The sequence below is a fragment of the Microbacterium sp. genome (assembly GCF_047602155.1).
Lineage (GTDB): Bacteria > Actinomycetota > Actinomycetes > Actinomycetales > Microbacteriaceae > Microbacterium.
In genome coordinates this window covers 2582273-2607372 of record NZ_JASGHZ010000001.1, presented here as the reverse complement: position 1 = coordinate 2607372, position 25100 = coordinate 2582273, and the positions used below count along the sequence as shown (strand labels likewise).

Genomic DNA, 25100 nt, shown 5'->3' with positions numbered 1-25100 from the left:
GCTCAGGTACCGTCTTTCACCACACGCACCACGCGATGTCATCTCGCTCCCGCTCCCTTCACAGCGGCCGACCGTATCCCCGAATCGGCGCGCCTAACCGAGACAGACGTTTTAGCGCTCGTGGCGCATCAACTCTCGAATAGCTCGATCACCTGGCCACAGCAACCTCCCGGACTACTTAGTCAGGGATCGCCCGCAACGCTGCCATCGCGTGAGCTGGCACAACCCCGTTGCCGAGTGCTGAGAGCTGTTGAGCCTGTGTCAGTCCGAGTGAGGGATCGGTGACCCATCCGACAGGGAGGCCCATCAGCCATTCCACGAACGGCGGTGCCGGCCGTCTCACGGGTTCGTCGTTGAGGATCGCGGGGGCAGGGGCGGGACGTCCGGTGATGTGTTCCCATCGGGCGATAGCTGGGGCGTAGCGTCCCCAGCGTCGAAGAACTCCTCGATCAGCGCGAAGGTCGCCTCCGGCGAGGTTCCGCGTTCCCGCTTGGTCAAGAGCTCGACTACTTGATGGCTGAGTGTGATCGTCCCTCGCCTGGCTCGCACGTTCTCTATCGGTTCGTTGCCTCGGATCGAGTCGGAGGCGAGCGGGGTGCGAAAGAGCGGGACGGGCGAGGATGAAGACACGGAACCGGGCGTGTGGAGCGCCGACGTGGGAAGCGGGTAGGCCGATCCACCGTGCGTCATACCCGATGTCGGCCAAGTCTCCGAGTACGGCGCCAAGTGCCCGTAGAGGTCGAGCTGGCTCGTCTCCCAGACCCCACGGGTCGGGTTCCAGGTTGCGAACGGCTGCTGCTCGGGCGGTTGCGGGGTTGCGTCGTTCATCGTCGTCTCCTTCCGAGACGGGGCGGATTGCGGTTGCGGCCAGCAGCCCTCGCACGTTCTCGATGACGACCCATTGAGGTTGCAGCACCTCGATTGCCGTTGCCATGTGCGCCCACAGGCCGGAGCGTGTGCCGGGGGCGAGGCCGGCCATCTTCCCGACCGTGGATACGTCCTGGCAGGGGAAGCCGCCGCAGAGGATGTCCACCGGCGGGACGGTGTTCCAGTCGATCGTCGTGATGTCTCCGAGGTTCGGGGCGCCGGGCCAGTGGTGTGCGAAGACGCGGGCGACGGGCTCGTTGATTTCGGAGAACCAGACGGTGCGGGCGTCGAAGACTTCCTCGACGGCGAGGTCGAGCCCGCCGTAGCCAGAGAACAGCGACCCGACCCGTAGACGACGGTCGGCGCGCGCATCGTCGGTTTCTGACATGAGGACTCCGCCTGATCGGTGATCCCCGGTCGTCGTCCACTCGTGAACCTGACACCGGGCTGGTCACCTGTCAGGTGCTCGTGCCGGCTCCCTGCCTGGCACAGCTCGCCCCCGCATCAGCGACTCGTCGCGCTGTCGTCTCGACTCGTCTTCAGAGTCACCACGCCTCTTGCAGATCGAGGTCGCCCACCCTTCGGGCGGCCGGTCGCTCACCTCCGCGATGAGCGGAAGGAGGCGCGGCGATGACGGTTTCGATGCGCGTGATGTCAGCGGGCGATGGCTACAAGTACCTGCTCCGCACGGTCGCCGCAGCAGACGGGGACAGGTCGCTCTCGACCCCGCTGACGAGGTACTACAACGCCGAGGGGACACCTCCGGGCCGGTGGCTCGGCGCCGGCGTCGCGGCACTCGGCGGCGGGCAGATCATCGAGGGCGATCAGGTCTCCGAAGCCCAGCTCCAGCTCCTCGTCGGCATGGGCCGCGACCCCATCACCGGGAAGCCCTTGGGCCGCGCCTATCCCGAGTACCAGCCCGTCGCGGAACGGATTGCTGAACGGGTCGCGGCCCTTGATCCTGCCTTGGGACCGGTCTCCCGTGCCGAAGCCACCGCCGCTATCGAGGCCGAGGAGGGCGAGCGAGGCAGGCGTCGAGCGGTTGCGGGGTACGACTTCACCTTCTCGATTCCGAAGTCCGCTTCGGTGCTGTGGGCCGTCTCCGACGCGGGTACGCAGGCTCTCATCGCGCAGGCGCATCACGCGGCGGTTGCGGAGGTGGTTGCGTTCATGGAGCGGGAGGTTGCAGCGACCCGCACGGGTGCAACCGGCCGCAACGGGGCAGTTGCACAGGTCGATGTGACCGGGCTGATCGCTACCGCGTTCGACCACTACGACTCACGTTCAGGCGACCCGCACCTGCATACGCACGTCGTCATCTCGAACAAGGTGCAGACCGTCCTCGACGGCAAGTGGCGCTCTCTCGACGGCCGGCCGATGCACGCCGCGACCGTGGCCCTGTCGGAGCTGCACGAGGCGGTGTTCGCCGATCACCTGACCCGGATGTTCGGTGTGGAGTGGGAGGCCCGCGAGAAGGGCCGGGATCGAAACCCGACCTGGGCGGTCGCCGGGGTGCCGGAGGAACTGGTGGCCGAGTTCTCCACCCGGTCGCGGCACATCGACGCCGAGACGGATCGCCTCATCGACCGCTACGTCGAGGAGCACGGGCGGCGCCCGTCGCCGGCGACGATCATGAAGCTCCGCGCCCAGGCGACCCTCTCCACGCGGCCTGAGAAGGAAGTCCACTCTCTCGCCGACCTCACCGCCGACTGGCGGGATCGCACCGGGCGGGTTCTCGGCACGGACGCGACCTCGTGGGCGCGACAGGTCACGGCGAACGAGGAGCCGCTGCTGCTGCGCGCCGACGACGTGCCGCTGGACGTGATCGCCGGCCTCGGACAGAAGGTGGTCGAGGCGGTCGGTGAGAAGCGGTCCACCTGGCGGCCGTGGAACCTCACCGCCGAGGCGGCCCGGCAGACGATGGGCTACAGGTTCGCCTCCACCGAGGATCGGGAGGCCGTCGTCGGCCTGGTCGCGGACGCCGCCGAAGCCGCGTCCCTGCGCTTGACGCCGCCGGAGCTCGCGTCGAGCCCGGCGATGTTCCGACGGCCGGACGGAACCAGCGTGTTCCGGCCGAAGCACTCGACGGTGTTCTCCTCGGAAGAGCTACTGGCAGCCGAAGACCGCCTCCTCGACCGCTCCCGCACCACCACCGGCCCGACCGTGCCCCTCGCGGTCGTGGAGCGGATCGCGGCCAAGCCCGACCGGAAAGGACACACTCTCGGGGACGATCAGGCAGGGGCGTTGGCGAAGGTCGCCGTGTCCGGTCGCCTTGTCGATGTCCTCGTAGGCCCGGCCGGGGCGGGCAAGACGACGGCGATGAACGCGCTGCGTCGGGCGTGGGAGCACGAGCACGGCCCCGGCTCCGTGGTCGGCCTCGCCCCGTCCGCGGTCGCCGCACAGGTCCTCGCCGATGACCTCGGTATCCAGACCGAGAACACCGCGAAGTGGTGGGAGGTTCACGAGCGCACCGGGGCGACCTTCCGCAAGGGACAGCTCGTGATCGTGGACGAGGCATCCCTCGCCGGCACGTTCTCCCTCGACCGGATCACCGCCCTCGCTGTCCAGGCCGGAGCCAAGGTGCTGTTCGTCGGGGACTACGCACAACTCCAGTCACCTGCCGCGTCCGGGGCGTTCTCGCTGCTCGTCCACGACCGCAACGACGCGCCCGAGTTGGTCGACATCCACCGCTTCACTCATGTCTGGGAGAAGGCCGCCTCCCTCGGCCTGCGCCACGGGCACGTCGAGGTCATCGACACCTACATGGAGCACGGCCGCGTGATCGGCGGGGACACCGAGGCGATGGTCGATGCCGCCTACGCCGCCTGGCGGGCCGACCACCTCGCCAGACGGGCGAGCGTGCTGGTCACCAACTCGAACGAGTCGGTGATGGCCCTGAACCTCCGAGCGCGCACCGACCTGATCCTCGACGGCACCGTGAACGCGCTGCGCGAGGTCGAGCTGCAAGACGGCACTCACGCCGCGGTCGGGGATTCCGTCATCACCCGGCACAACGACCGCAGGCTCCGTGCCGGGCGCGGCTGGGTCCGCAACGGCGACAGGTGGACAGTCACCGAGGTCCGCGACGACGGCTCCCTCACGGTGCGCCGCGCCGCACGACGTTGGGGCGGGTCGGTCGTACTCCCGGCCGACTATGTGGCCGAACACCTCGACCTCGGCTACGCCGTGACCTCCAACCGGGCGCAGGGCATCACCGTGGAGCGATCGCACGTCCTGGTCGACGCCACGATGACACGGGAGAACCTGTACGTCACCCTCACCCGAGGAAGCGACGCGAACATGGCCTACGTCGCCATCGACAAGCCAGACCCCTCCCATGACGGCCCACACCCCGGCGACGACACCGAGGCCACCGCAAGGTCGGTACTGGCCGGGGTTCTGCAGCACGTCGGCGCGGAACTCTCCGCACACGAGACGATCACCGCCGAACAGGAAGCATGGGGCTCGATCACGCAACTCGCCGCCGAGTACGAAACGATCGCCGCCGCAGCCCAACACGACCGCTGGGCGCGCCTGCTCCACACCTCCGGGCTCACCGATGAGGAAGCCGAAGCCGCGATCACCTCACCCGCGTTCGGCGCGCTCACCGCCGAGCTCCGCAGGGCCGAGGCCAACCACCACGACGTCGAGAGACTAATGCCGCGCCTCGTTGCTGCCCGCGGGTTCACCGACGCCGACGACATCGCCGCCGTCCTCCACTACCGCGTCGCAAGGGCCGCAGCCCGCCCCGCCGGATCAGGGCGAGCGAGGAGAGCCCCGCGCCTGATCGCCGGGCTCATCCCCGAAGCCGGCGGCGCCACGGACTCTGAACTCCGGCGCGCCCTCAACGAGCGACGCGACCTCATCGAGGCTCGCGTAGATGCACTCCTCGACACCGCGCTTAGCGAGAAGATCGGGTGGGCGTCGGCGCTCGGCTCCCAGCCGAAGCAGGCACGCGCCGTCGCCGCGTGGCGCCAGGCCGCGCGCACCGTGGCCGCGTACCGCGATCGCTACGCGATCACCGACACATCCCCGCTCGGAGCCCCGCCCGAGAGCGACGCGCAGAAGATCGACGCCGCCCGCGCCCGCGCCGCACTCGACCGGGCCCGGAACCTCGCCGAATCCGAACGACAAGAACGCGAGCCCGCCCGCAGGGCGGGAGCGGAGCGAATCGGGCCGAGACTGTAGCGACTGGTCCTGATATCGGCGCGGGTGCGCGGGTGACTACAGGGAGGGTCCGACGCGCGGCGTTGGTCGAGCAGGGCGCACGCCTGACTCGATGGAGGGACGACTCGGAACGTTGCCTCCTTCGAGGAGCCGGTTCAGATCGTCGGTCTGTGTGACGAGAGACGCGATGCCGTCGCGCAGGAGCCGGTGCGTACCCGCACTCGCGACACTCGTGACAGGGCCGGGCACCGCACCGACCGGGCGACCGATCTGCGCGGCGCGAGCCGCCACGTTGAGCGAGCCCGACCGATAGCCGGCCTCGACAATCACGGTCGCCCCGGACAGGGCCGCCATGATGCGATCGTGAGCAAGAATCCTCCACCTGGTCGGCGTCGCGTCCGGCGGCAGCTCACTGACGAGCAGCCCAAGGCCGCCAATGCGTTCCAGCAGGTCGCGGTTGCCCGCCGGGTACAGACGGTTCAGGCCGCCAGAGAGTACAGCGATCGTCGGGCCGTCTACTTCCAGCGCCGCGAGATGCGCGGCACGGTCGATGCCGTATCCGCCACCCGAAACGACGACGCGCTCAGCCCCGGCCAGGTCCGCAGCAATCTCTCGTGCGACGTACTCGCCATATCCGGTCGCGGCTCGCATCCCGGTGATCGTCGCGGAGTCGCACAGCTTGGTAGCGAGGAAGGATCCCGCGCCGGACACCCACAAGGCGGCAGGAGCCCGATGACCCAGATCACTCAGACCGGCGGGCCAGTAAGGATCGCCAGGCACAAGCACGTCGAACCTGCCCTGCTCGGTCTCCTTGCGTGCCCGCTCGATGATCCGTGAATCCAGTCGCGGGGCGACCTTGCCCCGCCACAATGCTCCTTCGACCGGATCAACAGTCCGCGGCATCGCATCATCACTCACCGCGAGGCGCACCGTCTCGACAGCGCCCACCGCAGCCAACAGGCGCCCCGTCACCGAGTCATCGGGTTCCAGCGCCGCAGCGAGAACGAAACGCGCAGCGCGCTCGTCCTTGGCAAGAGAAGTTATCGTCGCCATGCTCGGCTCCCGTCTGTGTGCCAGGCAGGTAGGCAACCGTGACCGAGGAACCGGCGGGACGCGCCTCTTATGAATGTCGCCGCGGAGTCGTATCCTGAGAGGGAGGCAGCGTTTTCTAATCTCTGCGAGTCTTTCGGGACAGTCCCTTCGGGGCCACTCATCATCTGCCTCCTCGACGGAGAAACACGTCTGATGAGAGGTCCAATGATGTTCCGACTGCTCTGGGCTCTGAGCGTCCGCACCCGCTACTTCCTGCGCCGCTACATGCCAACCAACATCCTGCTCGACGTGCTCCGCACCCGACGCGGACTCAAATGGGGCATCCCGGCGATGCTCCTCGCCGGCCCGTACCTGCTCGCCGCGAGCATCTGCACCAACCTCCTCGCAGACGGCGCCCCAGGCTGGCTCAACCTGCTCGTGATCCTGTTCGTCTGGAACGCGATCAAGTTCGTCATCATGGGGCCGGTCACCCTCGTCCTCCTGATCCGCGCCCACGTCCATGAGCGTGTCGAGCACCGGAGAATGCGTCAGGAGAGCGACGCGCTAGAAGCTGCCGACCATGCGACCATCGGAGTCTAGGCGCTCGCCTGCCTACCAAACTGGAAGCGCGAGCGAATCACCCCAAAATCACCCCGACAACGGATTCAGGGGTCTCAGAGACACCCACAGGCCCAATAGAATCAAGGGAACGGGCGATTCGACCGCCTTCACACGGAAGAGGTCATCAGTTCGAGTCTGGTATCGCCCACCCAAAGTGTCTTACGGGAACATGCGACATCAGAAGATGATGTTGAGTGTTCCCGTTTGGCTTCCTGTCCCGTTGCCACCGTGTTCGTCATACTCAGCGGGCTTACGACTCGATTGATAGAAGCGAGCACGCTGTGAATAGGGACGTCGCGCTTGCGATTGTCGATCGCTAGGACGCAGTATGTATTACATGTCTCACACGCTTACGCTTCGGTTGCCGGATGATCTGAGTGCTCGTCTGGATCGACTTGCGGAGTCGACCAGTCGGCCCAAGTCCTTCTACGTTCGCACTCTGCTCGAAGATCATCTCTCCGAACTTGAGTATGTGGCCGGCCTTGATGCCGAGGTGGAGGCGATCCGACGCGGCGAGATTGAGGCTCGGCCGATGGATGAGCTGGCCCGTGAGCTCGGGTTCGATCCTGACGAGCTGCGTGCTGAGGCGCGCGCGGGCGTCGGCGCATAGTCAGCGGTCGAGTATTCACCCATGAACAGATTTGAGCTTGTTCGATCGGCCACATTCGACAAGCACCTGCGCACGCTCGATCGACCAATGCAGCGTCGCGTGCTCGTCGCGCTGTTTGAACTTATCGAACTGCCCAACCCCACGGAACGACTCAAGCCCCTGCGGCACTCGAAAGTCGGCTTGTGGCGTCTTCGCGTCGGTGACTACCGAGTGATCGTGAGCGTTCGGAACTCCGAGCTGGTAGTCGTCGCCGTCGATGTAGGGCACCGCAGCAACATCTACGACTAGGCCGCTGAGCCTCTCGGGCTGTGGATATCGTCGGGACGTTTCAGAGCGTTGTGTTGTTTGCAAGCAGCTCAGCCACAAGAGGTGCGATTGCCTTGCCGAGCGTCTCATGCTGATCGGCGTCGAGATGAACCCCATCGCGCTTGCTGCTGGTAGTGGCTGTATTCGAATCGAAGAAAGCGCAGCCGGTCTCTTCGCTCACCCGGCGGAGAGCCTCCGCGAGACCTCGGGAGGCTAGATCTCCGCCTTCGAACTTGGGGCCGATTGGCCCGCGCGGGTTGTCCAGCTGCGGGGGCGCGACTACGAGAATCGGCGGGACGGGCATTCCCGGCTCGATCGGCGCAGTTCTGATCGCATTGATGAGTGCTCCTGTGCCTGTTGCGGAGTGCCAGGGCCGGTGATCGTGCATGGACGGGAAGTCGTTGGTCCCGAGCAACACGATCACGAGGTCGAGCGGGGATTGGGCTTCGATGACTTGTTGGACACCGTTGAGCGCGTTCCGTCCGGGCTTGTAGGGGTCATCGAAGGCGGTTCGGCGCCCGTTGAGGCAGTCCTCTGTGAGCCGAACGCGCTCGTCTCCACCTGCATTGAGTTCGGCGTAGAGGACTCCGGGCCAGCGCCGCTCGAACGGGAGCCGTTGCCGGGTCGTGGGAACGATGCCCCAGGTCAGCGAATCGGAATAGACCAGAATGTGCTTCGTCGTTGGCATTGCGGCTCCTGCATCATGATCGTTCTCTTTTCGCGCATCACCGGAGGGCGCTCCGGGCTCTGTCACCGACAGGGTAGCTCGATCACCCGAGAGTGAGGGTCATAGTCTCCGGGATCGTTGCTTCGGCTGCCTGCGTGAAGCCGATCTGCACATAGAGGCAGCGTGCCAGGTTGATCGAGAGTGAATCGGCGTCTCCTCCACGCCGTTCGTGGAGAAACACGTCTCGCGCCAGTTCAGGTTGAGTAGCGTTGGAGTCAGTCCGATTCACCGGATCTTGGCCCACACCGTGCCCCGGTGGACGCCGAAACGTCGTGCGATCCCGTTGACGCTCACACCTTGCGCGCGGGCTGTTCGCATAGCGTCCACTTCCTTGTCGGTGAGGCATGTTCGAGGTCGTTTACTCGGTTCTGCTGATGCGCCCATCAGCGGGTCGTCAGCCCGGGCATCGGGCTCCGCATCGGTGCGGATGCCTTGATTCCATGCAGAACCAAGTTTCTCAACCCGATGTCGTCTGTTCCCGTAGCGCTCAATTGCGCCCACCACAGAGAACCCCGGCCGACCAGCGCCCCTCCCTTCCCCTCGCGAAACCTCGCAAATGTCCGCGACACGCCGTGCGGTGCCGGCCAAAGCGCGACATTTGCGAGGTTTCGCGGGGGAGGAGGGCGGCCGGGGTGACCGAGCGGCGTGGGCCACGGTCGCTCGGCTCGAGCCCGTCGGCGGCTCAGACCTTCTCGTCGACGGGATCGGTCTCGTCGAGGTCGTCGGGCGTGATGACCTTGTTGAAGCCGGTCACCGGCTGGTTCTCGTCGAACGCGGCCACCGGCTTGCGGAAGCCGCGCGTGAGGATGAGCAGATACACGACGCCGATGACGGCCCAGCTCACTCCGCCGACGAGCGCGTCGGCGTGGAGGTTCGCCCACAGGATGCCGGTGAGGATCATGCCGATACCGGGCATGACGATGTACGTGAAGATGTCCTTGCCGGTCTTGCGGCGCCCCTTGCGGATCGCGAACCAGGCGATGACCGAGATGTTCACGAACGTGAAGGCGATGAGCGCCCCGAAGTTGATGAACGCGGCGATCATCTCCAGCGTGAACGCCGCGGCCAGCAGGCAGATGGCGCCGGTGAGCACGATGTTGAACGTCGGCGTGTGCGTCTTCGGGTTGATGTAGCCGAACGCCCGCTTGGGCAGCACGTTGTTGCGGCCCATGACCAGCAGCATGCGGGAAACCGACGCGTGCGAGGCAAGCCCGGATGCGAGGGTCGCGGCGAAGCCGGCCGAGGTGAGCACCGCCTGGAACCACGCGCCGCCGACCGCCTGGCCGATGAGGGGCAGCGTGCTGTCTTCGACGAACTGCATGTCGCCGCCGGGGGCGAACTCGTTCCAGTCGGGGAACCGCAGCTGAGTGAAGTACGCGGCGACGAGGAAGATCGCGCCGCCCAGCAGCACCGTCATGAGGATCGCACGGGGGACGATGCGCGGATGCTTGGCCTCTTCGACGTACATCGTGACCGCGTCGAACCCGATGAACGAGAAGCACACGATCGTGGCCCCCATGAGCACCGCGCCCATCGTGACCCCGTCGTGGAACAGCGGCGCCATCGACAGGGCGGTCGCGGCCCCCTCGCCTCGCGAGAGCTGCGCGATGACCATCACGACGAACACGATCATGACGATGATCGAGAAGACGAGCAGAACCATGTTGATGTTCGACGTGCCCCGCATCGTCAGGTAAATGAGGCCGGTGACGAAGATGCAGTAGATCACGACCCAGATCCAGCCCGGCACCTCGGGGAACACCGCCTCGAGGTAGCTGCGGATGATGAGGCAGTTCACCATCGGCAGCAGCATGTAGTCGATGAGCGACGTCCAGCCCACCATGAAGCCGACGTTCGGATGGATCGACTCTCGCGCGTAGGTGTACGCCGAGCCCGCGCTCGGCATGGCGCCGGCCATCTTGCCGTAGCTGATCGCCGTGAACGTCATGACGATGAGCGCCACGAGGTAGGCGAGTGGCACGACGTTGTCCGTGTCGCGGGCCACCATGCCGAAGGTGTCGAACACGACGGTGGGCGTCATATAGCCCAATCCGAGCCCGACGATGGCCCACAGGCCGAGATTGCGCTTGAGACTCGCGCCGGTCGAACTGGTTGTTGCGGTCATTGATCCCTCCCAGGGAGCGTTCCCACCTCGTCCGCAACTGCGGCTCGCACGCCATCGTGCCGGGTATGACGATGAGTATGCACCCATCCGGGCTCCCGCGCACAACGGCACGACCGACTACGATCGAAACGACACGACGGAGGTTGCGATGTTCGTTCTGTACCTGGTGCTGTTCCTGGCCGGCATGTACCTGCTGGGACTGGGGATGACGGTCGCCTCGGCGTGGGTCTTCCTCGGCGGGCTGCTCGCGATCTCGGTCGCCGTGGCGATGCTGTTCTACCTGCCGACGGCCCGCGAGCGTCACGACAACTGACGCCATGGCGACACTCGTGCTGACCGTCGTCGGCGACGATCGGGCAGGCCTGGTCAGCGCGCTGGCCCGCGAGGTCGCCGCCCACGGCGGCAACTGGGAGCAGAGCGAACTGGCAGAGCTTGCCGGCGCCTTCGCCGGCATCGTCCTCGTCTCGGCGCCCGACGACCGCGTCGACGAGCTGACGGCATCCGTCGGCTCCCTCGACGGGCTTTTGCGCGTCACGGCGCACGCGGGATCGGGCGTGCACTCCGAGCCGGCGCAGACCCTCTCGTTCACCGTCATCGGCAACGACCGCCCCGGCATCGTGCGTGACGTGACCGCCGCGATCGAGGCGCACGCCCTCAGCATCGACAGCTTCCGCAGCCGCACCCTCGACGCGCCGATGACAGGCGGCACCCTGTTCGAGGCGACCGTCACGGTGAGCCTGCCCGCAGCGGCGGATGCCGCTGCTCTCACGGCCGCGCTCGAGCAGCTCGCCGGCGAGATCCAGGTCGACCTGACGGTCGACTAGCCCCGGATGCCGCACGACCCCAGCCCGCTCCGCCGCCACGAGGCGCCCACGCATCTCTGACGGGCTGGGGCGGCGGCATCCGTCGCCGCGCGGATAGACTCGATGCCAGCCCCTGTTCTGGAGATTGTCCCTTGCCTGATGCTGTCGTCCCGGCGGACGTGACCTACCCCGCCGACGGATTCGCCCTGTTCCCCGACCGCTCCGTCATCGCGCTGCGCGTGAACGGCGAGTTGAAAGACCTCGCCCACGTCGTGACGGCGACGGATGCCGTCGAGCCGGTCACCGTCGACAGCCCCGACGGGCTGGCGATCCTGCGGCACTCCACGGCGCACGTGCTCGCCCAGGCCGTGCAGCGCATCCGCCCCCAGGCGAACCTCGGCATCGGCCCGCCGATCACCGACGGCTTCTACTACGACTTCGGCGTCGACGAACCGTTCACGCCCGAGGACGTCAAGGCGATCAAGAAGGAGATGGAGCGCATCGTCCGCGAGGGCCAGCGCTTCGTCCGCCGCGTCGTCACCGAGGATGAGGCACGCGCCGAGATGGCGAACGAGCCGTTCAAGCTCGAGCTGATCGGGCTGGCCGGCGGTCCGGGCGCGGGCGCGACCGAGGGGGCGTCGGTCGAGGTCGGCGCGGGCGAGCTGACCATCTACGACAATGTCACCCGCGACGGCGAGACCGCATGGCGCGACCTGTGCCGTGGCCCGCACGTCCCCTCGACCCGCCTCGTCGGTGGCGGCTGGGACCTCACCCGCATCGCCGGCGCCTACTGGCGCGGCAGCGAGCGCAATCCGCAGCTGCAGCGCATCTACGGCACCGCGTGGCCCACGAAGGACGAACTGCGCGCGTACCAGGTGCGCCTCGAAGAGGCCGCCCGCCGCGATCACCGCAAGCTCGGCAGGGAGCTCGACCTGTTCTCGTTCCCCGACGAGATCGGCTCGGGCCTCTCGGTCTGGCACCCCAAGGGAGGCATCGTCCGCGGTGAGATGGAGCAGCACGCGCGCCGCCGCCACATCGAGGGCGGCTACACCTACGTGTACACGCCGCACATCTCCAAGGAAGACCTCTTCCTCACCTCGAACCACCTCGTCACCTATCGAGAGGGCATGTTCCCGCCGATCCGCATGGACGAAGAGCGGGATGCCGAGGGGCACATCACCAAGCAGGGCCAGGACTACTACCTCAAGCCCATGAACTGCCCGATGCACATCCTCATCTACAAGGAGCGCGCGCGCAGCTACCGCGACCTGCCCATGCGGCTCGCCGAGAACGGCACGGTGTACCGCAACGAGCTGTCCGGAGCCCTGCACGGCCTCACCCGCGTGCGCGGGTTCACCCAGGACGACTCGCACCTGTTCGTGACCCCCGACCAGCTCGAAGCCGAGGTCACCCGGGTGCTGGAGTTCGTCGTGTCGATGCTGCGCGACTTCGGTCTCGACGATTTCGAGCTCGAGCTGTCGATGCGCGACGACGAGAAGGCGAAGTGGATCGGCAGCGACGAGTTCTGGGACTACTCGACGAACGCCCTCCGCAGCGTCGCCCTGAAGACCGGGCTCAAGCTCACCGAGGTGCCCGGCGAGGCCGCGTTCTACGGACCGAAGATCGACCTGAAGACCCGCGACGCCATCGGCCGCACGTGGCAGCTGTCGACCGTCCAGGTCGACCCCAACCTGCCGGAGCGCTTCGACCTGGAGTACATGGGGCCCGACGGTGAGAAGCACCGCCCGATCATGATCCACCGCGCGCTGTTCGGGTCGATCGAGCGCTTCTTCGCGATCCTGCTGGAGCACTACGCGGGGGCGTTCCCGGTGTGGCTGGCGCCGGTGCAGGTGGTCGGCATCCCGGTCGCCGACGAGTTCGCGCCGTATCTCGACGAGATCGTCGCGCGGCTGCGCGCCGCGGGCGTGCGGGCCGAGGTCGACCACTCCGACGACAGGATGCCGAAGAAGATCCGCACCCACACCACCCAGAAGGTGCCGCTGCAGCTGATCGCGGGGGAGCAGGATCGCTCGGCGGGGACCGTGTCGTTCCGCTTCCGCGACGGGTCGCAGACCAACGGCATCCCGACCTCCGAGGCGATCGACAAGATCGTCGCGGCGATCGCGGGCAAGGTGCTCGTCAACACCGCGGCGGACCTCGCGTGAGAGGTTCCGTTCGGTGAGCGAGGAGCGCGGCGGTCCGTCTCTGGAGTCGGCGGCGACGCTCGCCGGGGTGCCCGACGAGTTCCAGCGGCTGTGGACGCCGCACCGCATGGCCTACATCCAGGCCGGTCCGCAGCCGCTGCGCGACGAGTGCCCGTTCTGCGCCGCACCGCACCGAGCGGATGCCGACGGCCTGATCGCCGCGCGCGGCGAGACGGCCTACGTGCTGCTGAATCTGTTCCCGTACAACTCCGGCCACCTGCTCATATGCCCGTACCGGCATATTGCGACGTACGACGAGGCGACGACGGAGGAGGTCGCCGAAATCGGCGCGCTCACGCAGACGGCGATGCGCGTGCTGCGGCAGGTGTCGCGCTGCGACGGCTTCAATCTCGGCATGAACCAGGGCGCCGTCGCCGGCGCCGGGGTCGACGGGCATCTGCATCAGCACGTCGTGCCGCGCTGGGCGACCGACGCGAACTTCTTCCCGATCATCGCCAAGACGAAGGCGCTGCCGCAGCTGCTGGGCGAGGTGCGCGAAGCCGTCGCCGCCGCCTGGCCGGCCTAGCGCGCGACGCCGCGCGCGTCACCGAAAACAGGAGATTCACCCGGAACAGGACGGATGCGGCGCAGGCCGTCCTGTTCTCGCACGATCTCCTGTTTTCGGTGACGGATGCCGGGGCCGGGTGCCGGGTGCCGGAACACGGGTGCCGGGGCCGGGTGCCGTCAGCGGACGCGGGTGACGGGGAACTGCTCCCGGGGGTGGGCGTAGAACTCCTGCGCCTCGACGAGCTGCAACTCGCGCTGACCCGACTCGTGGGTCAGCCGCAGCAGATCCCACACGCTCGAGACCGTCTTCGCGAGGGCGGAGGCGGCATCCCCAGTGGCACGATAGTGCGCCGTGAACAGGGCCGCCGTGACGTCGCCCGAGCCGTTCGCCTTCATCGGGAGGCGGGGAGTCTGCACGATCCAGGCGCCGTCGGGGGTGACGGCGAGCATCTCGAGGGTGCCCTCGGGGGCGTCCGGGCGCTCGACCGACGTGACGAGCACCGTCGACGGGCCCATGGCGCGGGCGGCATCCGCAGAGGCGAGCGTCGAGGCGAGATCGGCGGGCGAGGTCTCGGTGAGAAAGCCCAGCTCGAACTGGTTCGGCGTGATGATGTCGGCCGCGGGAACGACGCGCTCGCGCAGCAGGATCGGGATGGCGGGCGCCACGAAGCAGCCGCTGTTCGCGTTGCCCATCACCGGGTCGCAGGCGTAGATGGCCGACGGGTTGGCGGACTTCACCCGCGCGACGGCGTCGAGGATGACGTCGGCGATGCCCTCGCCGCCCTGGTATCCCGACAGCACGACGTCGATCTCGCCGAGCACGCCGCGCTCCTCGATGCCCGTGATGACATCGCGCACGTCGTCGGGGGAGATGAGGGGCCCCGCCACGCCCCGTAGCCGGTGTGGTTGGAGAAGTTCACCGTGTACACCGGCAGCACCTCGACGCCGATGCGCTGCAGCGGGAAGACGGCGGCCGAGTTGCCGACGTGGCCGTAGGCGACGGCCGACTGGATCGAGAGGATCTTCACGGCTCGATCATCCCACGCGCGCCGGTGTCGCCGACGCGGCGACGACGGATGCCGCCACATCCGCGGCGAGCCGTTCCGCCTCGCCGTCGTCGAGGTGGTGCACCGTGAGGCGCAGGTGCCGGCGCGGCACGTCGCTCGCGAGCACGAACTCGTCGCCCGGGCGGGCGAGCCAGCCGCGGCGCATGAGCTGTTCGGCGACCGCGCGCGCCGCGACCGGCAGCGCGACCCACAGGTTGAGCCCGTCGCCGGCGGTCGTCGCGAGCCCGTGATCGCTCAGCCGCCGCGCGAAGGCGGCGTTGCGGGCCGCGTAGTGCGCGCCGGCACGACGAATGCCGTCCGTGACGGCCGCGTCGGTGACGAGCGCGTGCGTGAGGCGCTGCAGCAGGTGGCTCACCCACGACGTGCCGGGGCTGAGGCGCTGGGCCAGGCGCTGCGCCGTCTCGGGGTCGGACGCCGTCACCGCGAGGCACATGTCGGGGCCGAGGAACTTCGAGACCGACCGCACGAGCGCGAAGCGGCGGTGCGCGGGCCCGATCAGCGAGTGGTACGGCTGGGCGGAGAGCATGGAGTAGTGGTCGTCCTCGATGACGAGGACGTACGGGTGGCCTTCGAGCACGGCCCGCAGCGCGGCGGCGCGACCGGCGCTGAGGCTCGCGCCGGTGGGATTCTGCGCGCGCGGCGTGCACACGACGGCGCGCACCCCGGCGGCCAGCGCGGCGGTGAGGCCATCGACCGTCATGCCCTCGGCATCCACGGGCACCGGAACGGGACGGTAGCCGCCGAGGCGCACCGTGTTGAGGCTCGACAGGAAGCACGGATCCTCCAGCGCCACGGCGTCGTCGCGGGTGAGCGCCTGCGCGAGCAGCCGCTCGATGGCGTCGGACGCGCCGCTGGTGACGGTGAGCCGCAGGTCGCGGTCGTCGCCGAGGGCGCCCCGCATCCACGCCAGCGCCCAGTGTTCCAGGTCGCGGTCGATCACCGGTTCGCCGTACAGCACGGGCCGGCCGGCCAGTCCCGCGAGCGCCGCGTCGAGGGCCGGGATGAGATCGGGGTCGGGGTTTCCCGTGCCGACGTCGCGCAGGATGCTGCCCGAGGCGTAGCCCTCCTGCGCCACCGGTGCGGTTCCCGCGACGAGGGTGCCGCCGCGCCCGCGGGTGACGACGAGCCCGGCCTGCGCGAGGTGCCGGTAGGCGGCGACGACCGTATTGCGGTTGACGCCGAGGCGCTCCGCAAGGGCGCGGACCGGCGGCAGCGGCTCTCCCGCCGTCAGGGCGGCACGCTCGATGAGCTCGCGAACGCTGTCGGCGATCTCGCTCGCCGTCGCGCCGTGAATCGTCGTGCCGTGACTCGTCGCGTCACGGATGCCGGCATCCATCGTCATCGTCACCTCCCTGCGTCATCCTATGTGCCAGCACATGCTATCTTTTGGCCTAGGTCAAATCAGCCGCGCCCTCGAAGGAGCACCCGTGTCCACTCCCGCCACCGGATCGTCCCGCGTCAAGCGCGGCCTCGCCGAGATGCTGAAGGGCGGCGTCATCATGGACGTCGTCACGCCCGACCAGGCCAAGATCGCCGAGGATGCCGGTGCCGTCGCCGTCATGGCGCTCGAGCGCGTGCCCGCCGACATCCGCGCGCAGGGCGGTGTGTCGCGGATGAGCGACCCGGACATGATCGACGCCATTTCAGAAGCCGTCTCGATCCCCGTCATGGCCAAGGCGCGCATCGGCCACTTCGTCGAGGCGCAGGTGCTGCAGGAGCTCGGCGTCGACTACATCGACGAGTCCGAGGTGCTCTCGCCCGCCGACTACGTCAACCACATCGACAAGTGGAACTTCACCGTGCCGTTCGTGTGCGGTGCGACGAACCTCGGCGAGGCGCTGCGCCGCATCAGCGAGGGCGCGGCGATGATCCGCTCCAAGGGCGAGGCCGGCACCGGCGACGTGTCCGAGGCGATGAAGCACATCCGCAAGATCCGGGGCGAGATCGCCGCCCTCGGCTCGCTGCCTGCGGACGAGCTGTACGTCGCCGCCAAGGAGCTGCAGGCGCCCCACGACCTCATCGTCGAGGTCGCCGAGACCGGCACCCTGCCCGTCGTGCTGTTCGTCGCCGGCGGGGTCGCGACCCCGGCCGATGCCGCCATGATGATGCAGCTGGGCGCCGACGGCGTGTTCGTCGGGTCGGGCATCTTCAAGAGCGGCGACCCCGCAGAGCGGGCCGCCGCGATCGTGAAGGCCACGACGTTCTTCGACGACCCCAAGGTCATCGCCGACGTATCGCGCGGCCTCGGCGAGGCCATGGTCGGCATCAACGTGTCCGACCTGCCCGCCCCGCACCGACTCTCCGACCGCGGCTGGTGACCCAGCGCCGCAAGGATGCAGGAGCACCCGTGACGGAAGTGACGGAAGTGGCGTGCGGGTCACACCTGTCACAGGTCGTCCTGCATGTTCGCGGCGCAGGCCGCCGCGGCGGCCGCGGAGCGGGTTGCAGAGTCGCCGGAGCACGGCGGTGACGCGGGTCGGGGTGCTCGCGCTGCAGGGCGACGTGCGGGAGCACGCCCGGGTGCTGGCGGCGCGGGGCGCCGACGTCGTGCTCGTGCGACGCCCGGAGGAACTGGCCGCTGTCGGGGGTCTCGTGATCCCCGGCGGCGAGTCGAGCGTCATCGACAAGCTCGCGCGGGTGTTCGGCCTGCAGCAGCCGATCCGCGACGCGATCGCCGGCGGGATGCCGGTCTACGGCACCTGTGCGGGCCTCATCCTCCTCGCCGACCGCATCACCGACGGCATCGCCGGGCAGGAGAGCTTCGGCGGCCTCGACATCACGGTGCAGCGCAACGCCTTCGGCAGCCAGGTCGACTCGTTCGAGACCGCCCTGGAGGTCGACGGCTTCGACACCCCGACGCATGCCACGTTCATCCGCGCGCCGCGCGTCGTCGAGGTCGGTCCCGCGGCGCGGGCGATCGCGACCCTGAGTGATGACGCAGGGGGCGCCGTCGTGGCCGTGACACAGGGGAATCTCCTCGGCACCGCCTTCCACCCCGAGGTGTCGGGCGAGACGCGGTTCCACGACCTGTTCCTGCAGCGCGTGCGCGCGGCCTGAGCCGCGGTCGGGCTGCACGTCACGACGACGTGGCGGTAACGTGCCGTCATGACCGAATGGGTGGCGCTTCTGCGCGGAGTCAACGTCGGCGGCATCACGGTCCGCAGCGCCGATCTGGCGGCGCTGTTCCGCGCGTCGGGGTACACCGCCGTGAAGACGGTGCTCGCGAGCGGCAACGTGCGGTTCACCGCGGATGCCGCCGCACTGACGCGGGCGGAGCTGAAAGCCCGCATCGAACAGGCGCTGCGGGACCGATTCGGCTACGACGCCTGGATCGTGCTGGTGACCCTCGACGAGCTCGCGGCCGCGATCGACGCCTTCCCGTTCGACGCCGGCGACGCGTCGCGCCACCCGTACGTGATCTTCTGCAGCGACGACGCGGTGCGCGGAGAACTGGTGGAGGCCGCCGCGTCCGTCGACCCCGTCGACGACCCCGTGCGGGACGGCGTCGGCGTCGTCTACTGGTCTCCGCAGAAGGGCCGCACCCTCGACACCGGGTACGCGAAGGTGCTGGGCAGGGCCAGGTACAAGGCCACCACCACGACGCGCAACCTGCGCACGCTCGCGAAGATCGTGGGCGCATCCTCGTAGACTGGAGCGCATGTCCGGACACTCCAAATGGGCCACGACCAAGCACAAGAAGGCCGTCATCGACGCGCGCCGCGCCAAGTCGTGGGCCAAGCTCATCAAGAACATCGAAGTCGCCGCCAAGCTCGGCGGCGCCGACCTGGCCGGCAACCCGACCCTGTTCGACGCCGTCCTCAAGGCGAAGAAGACCTCGGTCCCCAAGGACAACATCGACCGCGCCATCAAGCGCGGCGCCGGCATCGGCGGCGAGTCGGTCGAGTACGCGTCGATCCTCTACGAAGGCTACGGACCCAACGGCGTCGCCCTCATGATCGAGTGCCTCACCGACAACAAGAACCGCGCCGCGGCCGAGGTGCGCACGGCGCTCTCGCGCAACGGCGGCACCCTCGCCGACCCGGGCAGCGTCGCCTACAACTTCCATCGCAAGGGCGTCATCGTCGTCTCCGGCGAGGGAACGACCGAAGACGACGTCATGCTGGCGGCCCTGGAGGCCGGTGCCGAGGAGATCGAGCCGCACGCGCAGGGTTTCGAGGTCATCACCGAGGCGACCGACCTCGTCAAGGTGCGCTCCGCCATCCAGGAGGCGGGCCTGGAGTACGAGTCGGCCGACGTCGAGTTCGTCCCGTCGCTGAAGGTCGAGGTCGACGCCGACACCGCCCGCAAGGTGTTCCGCCTCATCGACGCGCTGGAAGACAGCGACGACGTGCAGAACGTGTTCAGCAACTTCGACCTCAGCCCCGAGGTGCAGGCCGAGCTCGAGGACGACGAATAGGTCGCCCGCCGCGTTTCGCGGGCGGATGCCGGCACCGTCGCGCATAGCGTGGGGGAGTGGCATCCGCTCTTCGCGTTCTCGGCATCGACCCGGGCCTCACCCGTTGCGGCGTCGGGGTCGTCGACGTCGCGCGTGACCGGTCGGCGACGCTCGTGCACGTCGGGGTGATCCGCTCGGCGACCGACCTGCCGATCGAGCGGCGCCTTGCGGCGATCGCGGCCGGCATCCGCGACATCCTCGACGAGCACCGGCCGCAGGTGGTCGCCGTCGAGCGGGTGTTCGCCCAGCAGAACCGCAACACCGTCATGGGCACCGCCCAGGCCAGCGGCGTCGCCCTGCTGCTGGCCGCCGAGCGCGGCCTGCCGGCGGCGACGCACACGCCGTCGGAGGTGAAGGCGGCCGTCACAGGCTACGGCGCCGCCGACAAGCTGCAGGTGCAGACGATGGTGGCGCGTGTGCTGCGCCTGGATGCGCTGCCCCAGCCGGCGGATGCCGCCGACGCCCTCGCCCTCGCCCTGTGCCACGCCTGGCGCCGCGGCCCCGCGACGCCGGACGCCGCGGGCGCCCTCACCCCCGCGCAGCGCGCGTGGGCCGACGCCGAGCGCGCCGCGGCGCGCCGCTGATCCCCGCGCCCGCACGCGTGTCGGTCGAACAAAACTGCGAAGTGCGGCCTAGGCTGGCGGCATGATCTCCTCACTGCGCGGGCGCGTGCTGCACGTCGATGCCGAGTCGGCGGTCGTCGAGGTCGGCGGCGTCGGGTTCGCGGTCGCCCTCACCGCCCAGACCGCGCGCGGCCTGCACCTCGGTGACGAGGCCTTCGTGCACACCACCTTGATCGTGCGCGAGGACGCGCTGTCGCTGTACGGCTTCGCCGACCGCGAGGAGCTGACGGTGTTCACCCAACTGCTCAGCGTGTCGGGCGTCGGCCCGAAATCGGCGCTCGGCGTGCTGTCGGCGCTCAGCGTCTCCCAGGTCGCCGCAGCCGTCGCCGCGGAAGACGACGCCCCGTTCCGCCGCGTCTCGGGCATCGGGCCGAAGACCGCGAAGCTCATCGTCGTGCAACTGGCCGGCAAGCTGCACGTGACCGTCGCAGCGAACCCGCCCGCGGGCGCCGGAGCATCCCCCGCCACGGCGGGCCAGGTCATCGCCGCGCTCGTCGCCCTGGGCTGGAGCGAGCGCGTGAGCGCCGACGCCGTCGCCGAGATCACGGATGCCGCCACCCCCGCCGAGCGCGGCTCGGTGCCCGCCCTCCTCAAGCTCGCGCTGGCCCAGCTCGGCCCGGCACGCCCGGAGCGCGTCGGTGTCTGACGCGCTCGACCCGGGCCTGGCCGAGGACGAGACCGAGCTCGCCGTCGAGGGCGCACTGCGCCCGGTGTCGCTGGCCGAGTTCGTCGGCCAGCAGAAGGTGCGCGGTCAGCTGCAGCTGCTGCTCGACGCGGCGCGCATCCAGCAGCGGCCCGCCGACCACATCCTGCTGTCCGGCCCGCCCGGGCTCGGCAAGACGACGCTGGCGATGATCGTCGCACACGAAAGCGGCCGACCGCTGCGGCTGTCGAGCGGCCCCGCCATCCAGCACGCCGGCGACCTCGCCGCGCTGCTGTCGAGCCTGGTGCCCGGCGAGGTGCTGTTCATCGACGAGATCCACCGCATGGCGCGCTCCGCCGAGGAGATGCTGTACCTCGCGATGGAGGACTTCCGCATCGACATCATGGTCGGCAAGGGGGCGGGAGCCACCAGCATCCCGCTCGATCTCGCCCCCTTCACGCTCGTCGGCGCCACGACCCGCTCGGGGCTGCTGCCGAACCCGCTGCGCGACCGCTTCGGCTTCACGGCGCACCTGGAGTACTACGAACCCGAAGAGCTCGAGCGCGTCATCGCGCGCTCGGCGACCGTGCTCGATGTCGAGCTGCCGGCATCGGCGCGCGCCGAGATCGCGCGCCGTTCGCGCGGCACGCCCCGCATCGCGAACCGCCTGCTGCGCCGCGTGCGCGACTACGTCATCGTGCACGGCGATCGCGGGGGAGTCTCCGACGCGCATGTGGCGGCGGCGCTCGACCTGTACGACGTCGACGAGATCGGGCTCGACCGGCTCGACCGGGCCGTGCTCGACGCCGTCGTCCGCCGGTTCCGCGGCGGGCCCGTGGGGCTGAGCACCCTCGCCGTGACGGTCGGCGAAGAGGCCGAGACGATCGAGTCGGTCGTCGAGCCCTACCTCGTGCGGATCGGCCTGCTCGGACGCACTCCGCGCGGGCGCATCGCGACGCCCGAAGCGTATGCCCACCTGCGCGTGTCCCCGCACGACGGGGCGCTGAGACTCGATGACCTATAATCGCTGAAGGCTCTGTGCCCCGACGGCACCGCGGGCCGTCTTCTTCGCGCAGATCGGCGCGCTCCCGAAAGGTTTTCCGCATGGACTGGATTCTGATCGTCGCCATGGTGGCGCTGCTGGGCTTCATGTTCTGGAGCTCGCGTCGCCGGGCCCAGCGCGTGAAGGCCGAGCAGGAGGCGAAGGCGCGCGCGATGGTTCCGGGCGTGAAGGTGCTGCTCCAGGGCGGCCTCTACGGCACGCTCGTGTCGTACGACGCCGACGACCTGTCCCGGGCGGCCCGCGTCGAACTCGCGCCCGGCGTCGAGGTCGAGGTGCACAGCCAGGGCATCCTCCGCGTCGTCGACGAGGAGGAGGGCACCGTCACCGAGGACGAGTTCCCCGAGACCGAGCATGCCGAGGCCGAGCAGGCCGAATACGACGCCGATGTCGTCGACGGCGAGATCTCGTCGCGCAGCGACGACCAGCGCACCGAATCCGGCGACAAGCCCCAGGCCTGAACCTCCGCCGTTCGCGGCACCTCGCAGAAAGCTGACCCTCCGTGGCCACACCCACCCCTGTGCGTCATGCCTGGCGCGCACTGACCGGCCTGCTCGTCACCACCGCGGTGCTGTTCGGCGTCAACGTCCTCGGCGTCTACGTGTTCCAGGCGAGCTCGTGGACGCCAGAACTGGCGCTCGACCTGCAGGGCGGCACCCAGATCATCCTCGAGGCGAAGTCCCCCGACGGCACGGCCCCGACGACCGATCAGATGAACCAGGCCGCGACCATCATCCGCCAGCGCGTCGACGCCTCGGGCGTCGGCGAGGCCGACATCACGACCCAGGCGGGCAACCAGATCGTCGTGCAGGTGCCCGGCCAGGCCGACGAGGAGACGCGCAACCGCATCGAGGCCTCGGCGCAGATGCAGTTGCGCGCCGTGCTGGCGACGACGGCGGCCAGCACGTCGTACGTCGGCGACGACGGCAACACGACGCCGTACCCGACCCCCGACGCGACGATGAACGCCACCCCGACGGTCGCGCCCACCGACGGCAGCGACACGAACTGGGTCACCGAAGAGCTGTACGCGAAGTTCCTCTCGTACGACTGCACCGACGCGGCCAACGACCCCGCCAACGAGCCGCACGACCAGCCGCTGGTCGCGTGCAGCCCCGACAACAGCGCGAAGTACCTGCTCGGCCCGGTCGAGATCGACGGCTCGTCGATCTCCGACGCCTCCAGCGGCATCAACACGCAGACCGGCCAGTGGGTCGTCAACATCGTGTTCGACGCCGACGGCACCGAGGCGTTCGGCAAGATCAGCCAGCGCCTGTACGCCTTCACGCAGGCAGGCGACACGCCGCGCAACCAGTTCGCGTTCGTGCTCGACGGCGTCGTCATCTCGGCGCCCTCGATGAACGGCGTCATCCTCGACGGCAAGCCGCAGATCAGCGGCTCGTTCGACCAGGAGAGCGCGAAGACCCTCGCCGACCAGCTGAAGTACGGCGCGCTGCCGCTGAGCTTCACGGTGGTCAGCTCGGCATCCATCTCCGCCACCCTCGGCACGCAGCAGCTCGAGATCGGCCTGATCGCCGGCCTCATCGGCCTCGCGCTCGTCGCCCTCTACTCGCTCATCGTCTACCGTGCGCTCGGCTTCGTCATCATCGCCTCGCTCGGGGTCATGGCGGTGCTGACCTACATCACGCTGTGCATCCTCGCGTGGCGCATGGGCTTCCGCCTGTCGCTCGCCGGCGTCGCGGGCCTCATCGTCACGATCGGATTCACGGCCGACTCGTTCATCGTGTACTTCGAGCGCATCCGCGACGAGTTGCGCGACGGCAAGTCGATCACGGGCGCCGTCGAAGACGGCTGGGGCCGCGCGAAGCGCACGATTTACATCTCGAAGTCGATCAACATCCTCGCCGCGGTCGTGCTGTACATCCTCGCGGACGCGACGGTGAAGGGCTTCGCCTTCACGCTGGGGCTCACGACCCTCATCGACGTCTTCATCTTCATCCTGTTCACCCACCCCGTCATGCAGCTGCTCGCCCGCACGCGGTTCTTCGGCGGCGGGCACCCGCTGTCGGGCCTCGACCCCGAGGCGCTGGGTGCCGTGTACCGCGGCCGGGCGCAGTTCCGCGCTCCCGTCGCCGGTGCGAAGGGATCGGCCGCGCGGCGTGCCGGCCGCTCGCGCGGTGAGGCCGAGCGACGCCAGACGATCGCCGAGCGCAAGCTCGCCCAGCAGTCCGCCGACAGTACCGGCGAGACGACGGAGGGAGAGAACTGATGCGCTCCATGAACGAGTTCGGCAACGACCTCTACACCGGAAAGACCTCCTTCCCGTTCGTCGGACGGCGCAAGCTCTGGTTCCTCATCGCGTCGATCCTCGTCATCGGCGCGGCGCTGGTGCCCCTGTTTCGTCCCGTGGAGTTCTCGATCGAGTTCACCGGCGGCTCGCAGTTCACCGTGAACGATGTCGCGAACCCCGACCAGGCGGCGGCTACGGCGGCGGTGCAGTCGGTGGTTGCCGGCGCCCACACCAAGGTGACGACGATCGGCGACGACGCCATCCGCGTCCAGACCGATCAGATGACGGATGCCGAGACTCGCGCCGTCACGGCGGCCCTGGCCGAGAAGTTCGGCGTCGACGCCGACCACGTCAGCTCGTCGTTCATCGGACCCAGCTGGGGCCAGGACGTCACCCGGCAGTCGCTGTGGGGCCTCGCGATCTTCCTCGCGCTGACCTTCATCATCCTCGCGGTGTACTTCCGCACGTGGAAGATGTCGGTCGCGGCCATCATCGGCGTCGTCGACGTGCTCGTGATCACGATCGGCATCTATGCGCTGTTCGGGTTCGAGATCTCGCCGGCGGCCGTCATCGGCTTCCTCACGATCCTCGCGTACTCGCTGTACGACACGACGGTCGTCTTCGACAAGATCCGCGAGAACACGCACGAGGACGGCGAGCAGTCGGGCCGCACGTTCGGCGAGTCGGTCAACCTGGCCGTCAACCAGACGCTGATCCGCTCGATCAACACGACGGTCGTCGCGGCCCTGCCCACCGGCGCGATCCTGTTCATCGGCGCCCTGTGGCTGGGTGCGCAGACGCTCACCGACATCTCGCTGTCGATCTTCGTCGGCACGATCGTCGCCGCGTACTCGACGCTGTTCGTCGCCGCGCCGCTGTACTCGCTGCTGCGCGAGAACGAGCCCGGCGTCAAGGCGCGCGACGCCCGTGTGCTCGCGACGCGCGAGCGCGCCGCCGTCGAGGCGTGAGCGCGTGAGAGAGTGACCCGCCACCCGGCGTAGGATTGACGGGTTGCCCGGATACCGGGCCTG

23 protein-coding genes and 1 pseudogene are annotated in these 25100 nt (G+C 68.8%); 18 read left to right on the top strand and 6 right to left on the bottom strand.

All coding sequences use genetic code 11. The features are described 5' to 3' along the window. Positions 1–178: 178 nt before the first annotated feature. On the bottom strand, positions 179–1255 hold the full coding sequence (locus tag QM720_RS11780) for a DNA cytosine methyltransferase (RefSeq protein WP_415126747.1): 1077 nt from the start codon (positions 1253–1255) through the stop codon (positions 179–181). A 242-nt stretch (positions 1256–1497) separates the two neighbouring features. Between QM720_RS11780 and mobF the strand changes: the two genes are divergently transcribed. Continuing rightward, a complete protein-coding gene (gene mobF / locus QM720_RS11775; RefSeq protein WP_415126745.1) occupies positions 1498–5055 on the top strand; it encodes a MobF family relaxase in 3558 nt (1185 codons plus the stop codon). A 36-nt stretch (positions 5056–5091) separates the two neighbouring features. On the opposite strand, the gene QM720_RS11770 is transcribed toward mobF, so the two are convergent. Beyond that, the gene (locus tag QM720_RS11770) at positions 5092–6087 is read right to left on the bottom strand and encodes a DNA-processing protein DprA (RefSeq protein WP_415126743.1); all 996 of its coding nucleotides are present in this window, start codon (positions 6085–6087) and stop codon (positions 5092–5094) included. Between the two features lie 207 nt (positions 6088–6294). Here QM720_RS11770 and QM720_RS11765 point away from each other — a divergent pair, with 207 nt between their 5' ends. From QM720_RS11765 to QM720_RS11755, 3 genes are all read left to right on the top strand, one after another. Further along, complete coding sequence (locus tag QM720_RS11765) at positions 6295–6666, top strand: sulfate permease (protein WP_415127912.1); 372 nt, start codon at positions 6295–6297, stop codon at positions 6664–6666. Between the two features lie 358 nt (positions 6667–7024). Then, a complete protein-coding gene (locus QM720_RS11760) occupies positions 7025–7297 on the top strand; it encodes a TraY domain-containing protein (protein WP_415126741.1) in 273 nt (90 codons plus the stop codon). 21 nt (positions 7298–7318) lie between these two features. Continuing rightward, a complete protein-coding gene (locus tag QM720_RS11755) occupies positions 7319–7585 on the top strand; it encodes a type II toxin-antitoxin system RelE family toxin (RefSeq protein WP_415126739.1) in 267 nt (88 codons plus the stop codon). A 40-nt stretch (positions 7586–7625) separates the two neighbouring features. Here the strand turns inward: QM720_RS11755 and QM720_RS11750 are convergent, their stop codons facing one another. Next, entirely contained in the window at positions 7626–8291 is a 666-nt protein-coding gene (locus tag QM720_RS11750; RefSeq protein WP_415126737.1) for an SGNH/GDSL hydrolase family protein, read from the bottom strand. 721 nt (positions 8292–9012) lie between these two features. Then, positions 9013–10455 (bottom strand): APC family permease, encoded by a 1443-nt coding sequence (locus tag QM720_RS11745; protein WP_415126735.1) that lies wholly within the window; start codon positions 10453–10455, stop codon positions 9013–9015. Positions 10456–10603: 148 nt separating this feature from the next. On the opposite strand from QM720_RS11745, the gene QM720_RS11740 reads away from it, so the two are divergent. The 4 genes from QM720_RS11740 (at position 10604) to QM720_RS11725 (ending at position 13988) form a co-directional block, all read left to right on the top strand. Then, positions 10604–10768 carry a hypothetical protein gene (locus tag QM720_RS11740; protein ID WP_415126733.1) on the top strand — a complete coding sequence of 55 codons (165 nt, stop codon included), beginning with the start codon at positions 10604–10606 and terminating at the stop codon, positions 10766–10768. 4 nt (positions 10769–10772) lie between these two features. Continuing rightward, positions 10773–11279 carry a glycine cleavage system protein R gene (locus QM720_RS11735; RefSeq protein ID WP_415126731.1) on the top strand — a complete coding sequence of 169 codons (507 nt, stop codon included), beginning with the start codon at positions 10773–10775 and terminating at the stop codon, positions 11277–11279. Positions 11280–11410: 131 nt separating this feature from the next. After that, positions 11411–13423 carry a threonine--tRNA ligase gene (gene thrS / locus QM720_RS11730; protein WP_415126729.1) on the top strand — a complete coding sequence of 671 codons (2013 nt, stop codon included), beginning with the start codon at positions 11411–11413 and terminating at the stop codon, positions 13421–13423. A 13-nt stretch (positions 13424–13436) separates the two neighbouring features. Further along, on the top strand, positions 13437–13988 hold the full coding sequence (locus QM720_RS11725; RefSeq protein ID WP_415126727.1) for an HIT family protein: 552 nt from the start codon (positions 13437–13439) through the stop codon (positions 13986–13988). A gap of 158 nt (positions 13989–14146) precedes the next feature. Here QM720_RS11725 and pdxY read toward each other — a convergent pair. Continuing rightward, positions 14147–14997: pseudogene (gene pdxY / locus QM720_RS11720) on the bottom strand (pyridoxal kinase PdxY). 7 nt (positions 14998–15004) lie between these two features. Next, a complete protein-coding gene (locus tag QM720_RS11715; RefSeq protein WP_415126725.1) occupies positions 15005–16378 on the bottom strand; it encodes an aminotransferase class I/II-fold pyridoxal phosphate-dependent enzyme in 1374 nt (457 codons plus the stop codon). Positions 16379–16412: 34 nt separating this feature from the next. On the opposite strand from QM720_RS11715, the gene pdxS reads away from it, so the two are divergent. The 10 genes from pdxS to secF all read left to right on the top strand — a co-directional run bounded on the left by pdxS (position 16413) and on the right by secF (position 25037). Next, positions 16413–17354 carry a pyridoxal 5'-phosphate synthase lyase subunit PdxS gene (gene pdxS, locus QM720_RS11710; RefSeq protein ID WP_415126723.1) on the top strand — a complete coding sequence of 314 codons (942 nt, stop codon included), beginning with the start codon at positions 16413–16415 and terminating at the stop codon, positions 17352–17354. A gap of 148 nt (positions 17355–17502) precedes the next feature. After that, positions 17503–18093, top strand: a complete 591-nt coding sequence (gene pdxT, locus QM720_RS11705; RefSeq protein WP_415126721.1) for a pyridoxal 5'-phosphate synthase glutaminase subunit PdxT — start codon at positions 17503–17505, stop codon at positions 18091–18093. Between the two features lie 48 nt (positions 18094–18141). Next, positions 18142–18684: a DUF1697 domain-containing protein gene (locus QM720_RS11700; protein ID WP_415126719.1), complete on the top strand. Its 543-nt coding sequence runs from the start codon at positions 18142–18144 to the stop codon at positions 18682–18684. Positions 18685–18694: 10 nt separating this feature from the next. Further along, complete coding sequence (locus QM720_RS11695; RefSeq protein ID WP_415126717.1) at positions 18695–19453, top strand: YebC/PmpR family DNA-binding transcriptional regulator; 759 nt, start codon at positions 18695–18697, stop codon at positions 19451–19453. 56 nt (positions 19454–19509) lie between these two features. Beyond that, the gene (ruvC, locus tag QM720_RS11690; RefSeq protein ID WP_415126715.1) at positions 19510–20076 is read left to right on the top strand and encodes a crossover junction endodeoxyribonuclease RuvC; all 567 of its coding nucleotides are present in this window, start codon (positions 19510–19512) and stop codon (positions 20074–20076) included. 61 nt (positions 20077–20137) lie between these two features. Then, positions 20138–20761, top strand: coding sequence for a Holliday junction branch migration protein RuvA (ruvA, locus tag QM720_RS11685; protein ID WP_415126713.1), 624 nt, complete (start codon positions 20138–20140; stop codon positions 20759–20761). Further along, complete coding sequence (gene ruvB, locus QM720_RS11680) at positions 20754–21782, top strand: Holliday junction branch migration DNA helicase RuvB (protein WP_415126711.1); 1029 nt, start codon at positions 20754–20756, stop codon at positions 21780–21782. Before ruvA ends, ruvB begins: the two co-directional genes overlap by 8 nt. Before the next feature lie 80 nt (positions 21783–21862). Beyond that, complete coding sequence (locus QM720_RS11675) at positions 21863–22279, top strand: preprotein translocase subunit YajC (RefSeq protein ID WP_415126709.1); 417 nt, start codon at positions 21863–21865, stop codon at positions 22277–22279. 41 nt (positions 22280–22320) lie between these two features. Further along, the gene (gene secD, locus QM720_RS11670) at positions 22321–24048 is read left to right on the top strand and encodes a protein translocase subunit SecD (RefSeq protein WP_415126707.1); all 1728 of its coding nucleotides are present in this window, start codon (positions 22321–22323) and stop codon (positions 24046–24048) included. Then, the gene (gene secF / locus QM720_RS11665) at positions 24048–25037 is read left to right on the top strand and encodes a protein translocase subunit SecF (RefSeq protein ID WP_415126705.1); all 990 of its coding nucleotides are present in this window, start codon (positions 24048–24050) and stop codon (positions 25035–25037) included. The genes secD and secF overlap by 1 nt, the downstream gene beginning before the upstream one ends. Positions 25038–25100: the final 63 nt, after the last annotated feature.

Coding starts and splice junctions, on each gene's coding strand:
- secF (WP_415126705.1), top strand. CDS start 24,048: ATGCGCTCCATGAACGAGTTCGGCAACGACCTCTACACCGGAAAGACC.
- mobF (WP_415126745.1), top strand. CDS start 1,498: ATGACGGTTTCGATGCGCGTGATGTCAGCGGGCGATGGCTACAAGTAC.
- QM720_RS11675 (WP_415126709.1), top strand. CDS start 21,863: ATGGACTGGATTCTGATCGTCGCCATGGTGGCGCTGCTGGGCTTCATG.
- QM720_RS11715 (WP_415126725.1), bottom strand. CDS start 16,378: ATGACGATGGATGCCGGCATCCGTGACGCGACGAGTCACGGCACGACG.
- QM720_RS11695 (WP_415126717.1), top strand. CDS start 18,695: ATGTCCGGACACTCCAAATGGGCCACGACCAAGCACAAGAAGGCCGTC.
- QM720_RS11735 (WP_415126731.1), top strand. CDS start 10,773: ATGGCGACACTCGTGCTGACCGTCGTCGGCGACGATCGGGCAGGCCTG.
- QM720_RS11755 (WP_415126739.1), top strand. CDS start 7,319: ATGAACAGATTTGAGCTTGTTCGATCGGCCACATTCGACAAGCACCTG.
- QM720_RS11760 (WP_415126741.1), top strand. CDS start 7,025: ATGTCTCACACGCTTACGCTTCGGTTGCCGGATGATCTGAGTGCTCGT.
- QM720_RS11700 (WP_415126719.1), top strand. CDS start 18,142: ATGACCGAATGGGTGGCGCTTCTGCGCGGAGTCAACGTCGGCGGCATC.
- QM720_RS11765 (WP_415127912.1), top strand. CDS start 6,295: ATGTTCCGACTGCTCTGGGCTCTGAGCGTCCGCACCCGCTACTTCCTG.
- ruvA (WP_415126713.1), top strand. CDS start 20,138: ATGATCTCCTCACTGCGCGGGCGCGTGCTGCACGTCGATGCCGAGTCG.
- QM720_RS11740 (WP_415126733.1), top strand. CDS start 10,604: ATGTTCGTTCTGTACCTGGTGCTGTTCCTGGCCGGCATGTACCTGCTG.
- pdxS (WP_415126723.1), top strand. CDS start 16,413: ATGCTATCTTTTGGCCTAGGTCAAATCAGCCGCGCCCTCGAAGGAGCA.
- QM720_RS11750 (WP_415126737.1), bottom strand. CDS start 8,291: ATGCCAACGACGAAGCACATTCTGGTCTATTCCGATTCGCTGACCTGG.
- QM720_RS11780 (WP_415126747.1), bottom strand. CDS start 1,255: ATGTCAGAAACCGACGATGCGCGCGCCGACCGTCGTCTACGGGTCGGG.
- QM720_RS11770 (WP_415126743.1), bottom strand. CDS start 6,087: ATGGCGACGATAACTTCTCTTGCCAAGGACGAGCGCGCTGCGCGTTTC.
- QM720_RS11745 (WP_415126735.1), bottom strand. CDS start 10,455: ATGACCGCAACAACCAGTTCGACCGGCGCGAGTCTCAAGCGCAATCTC.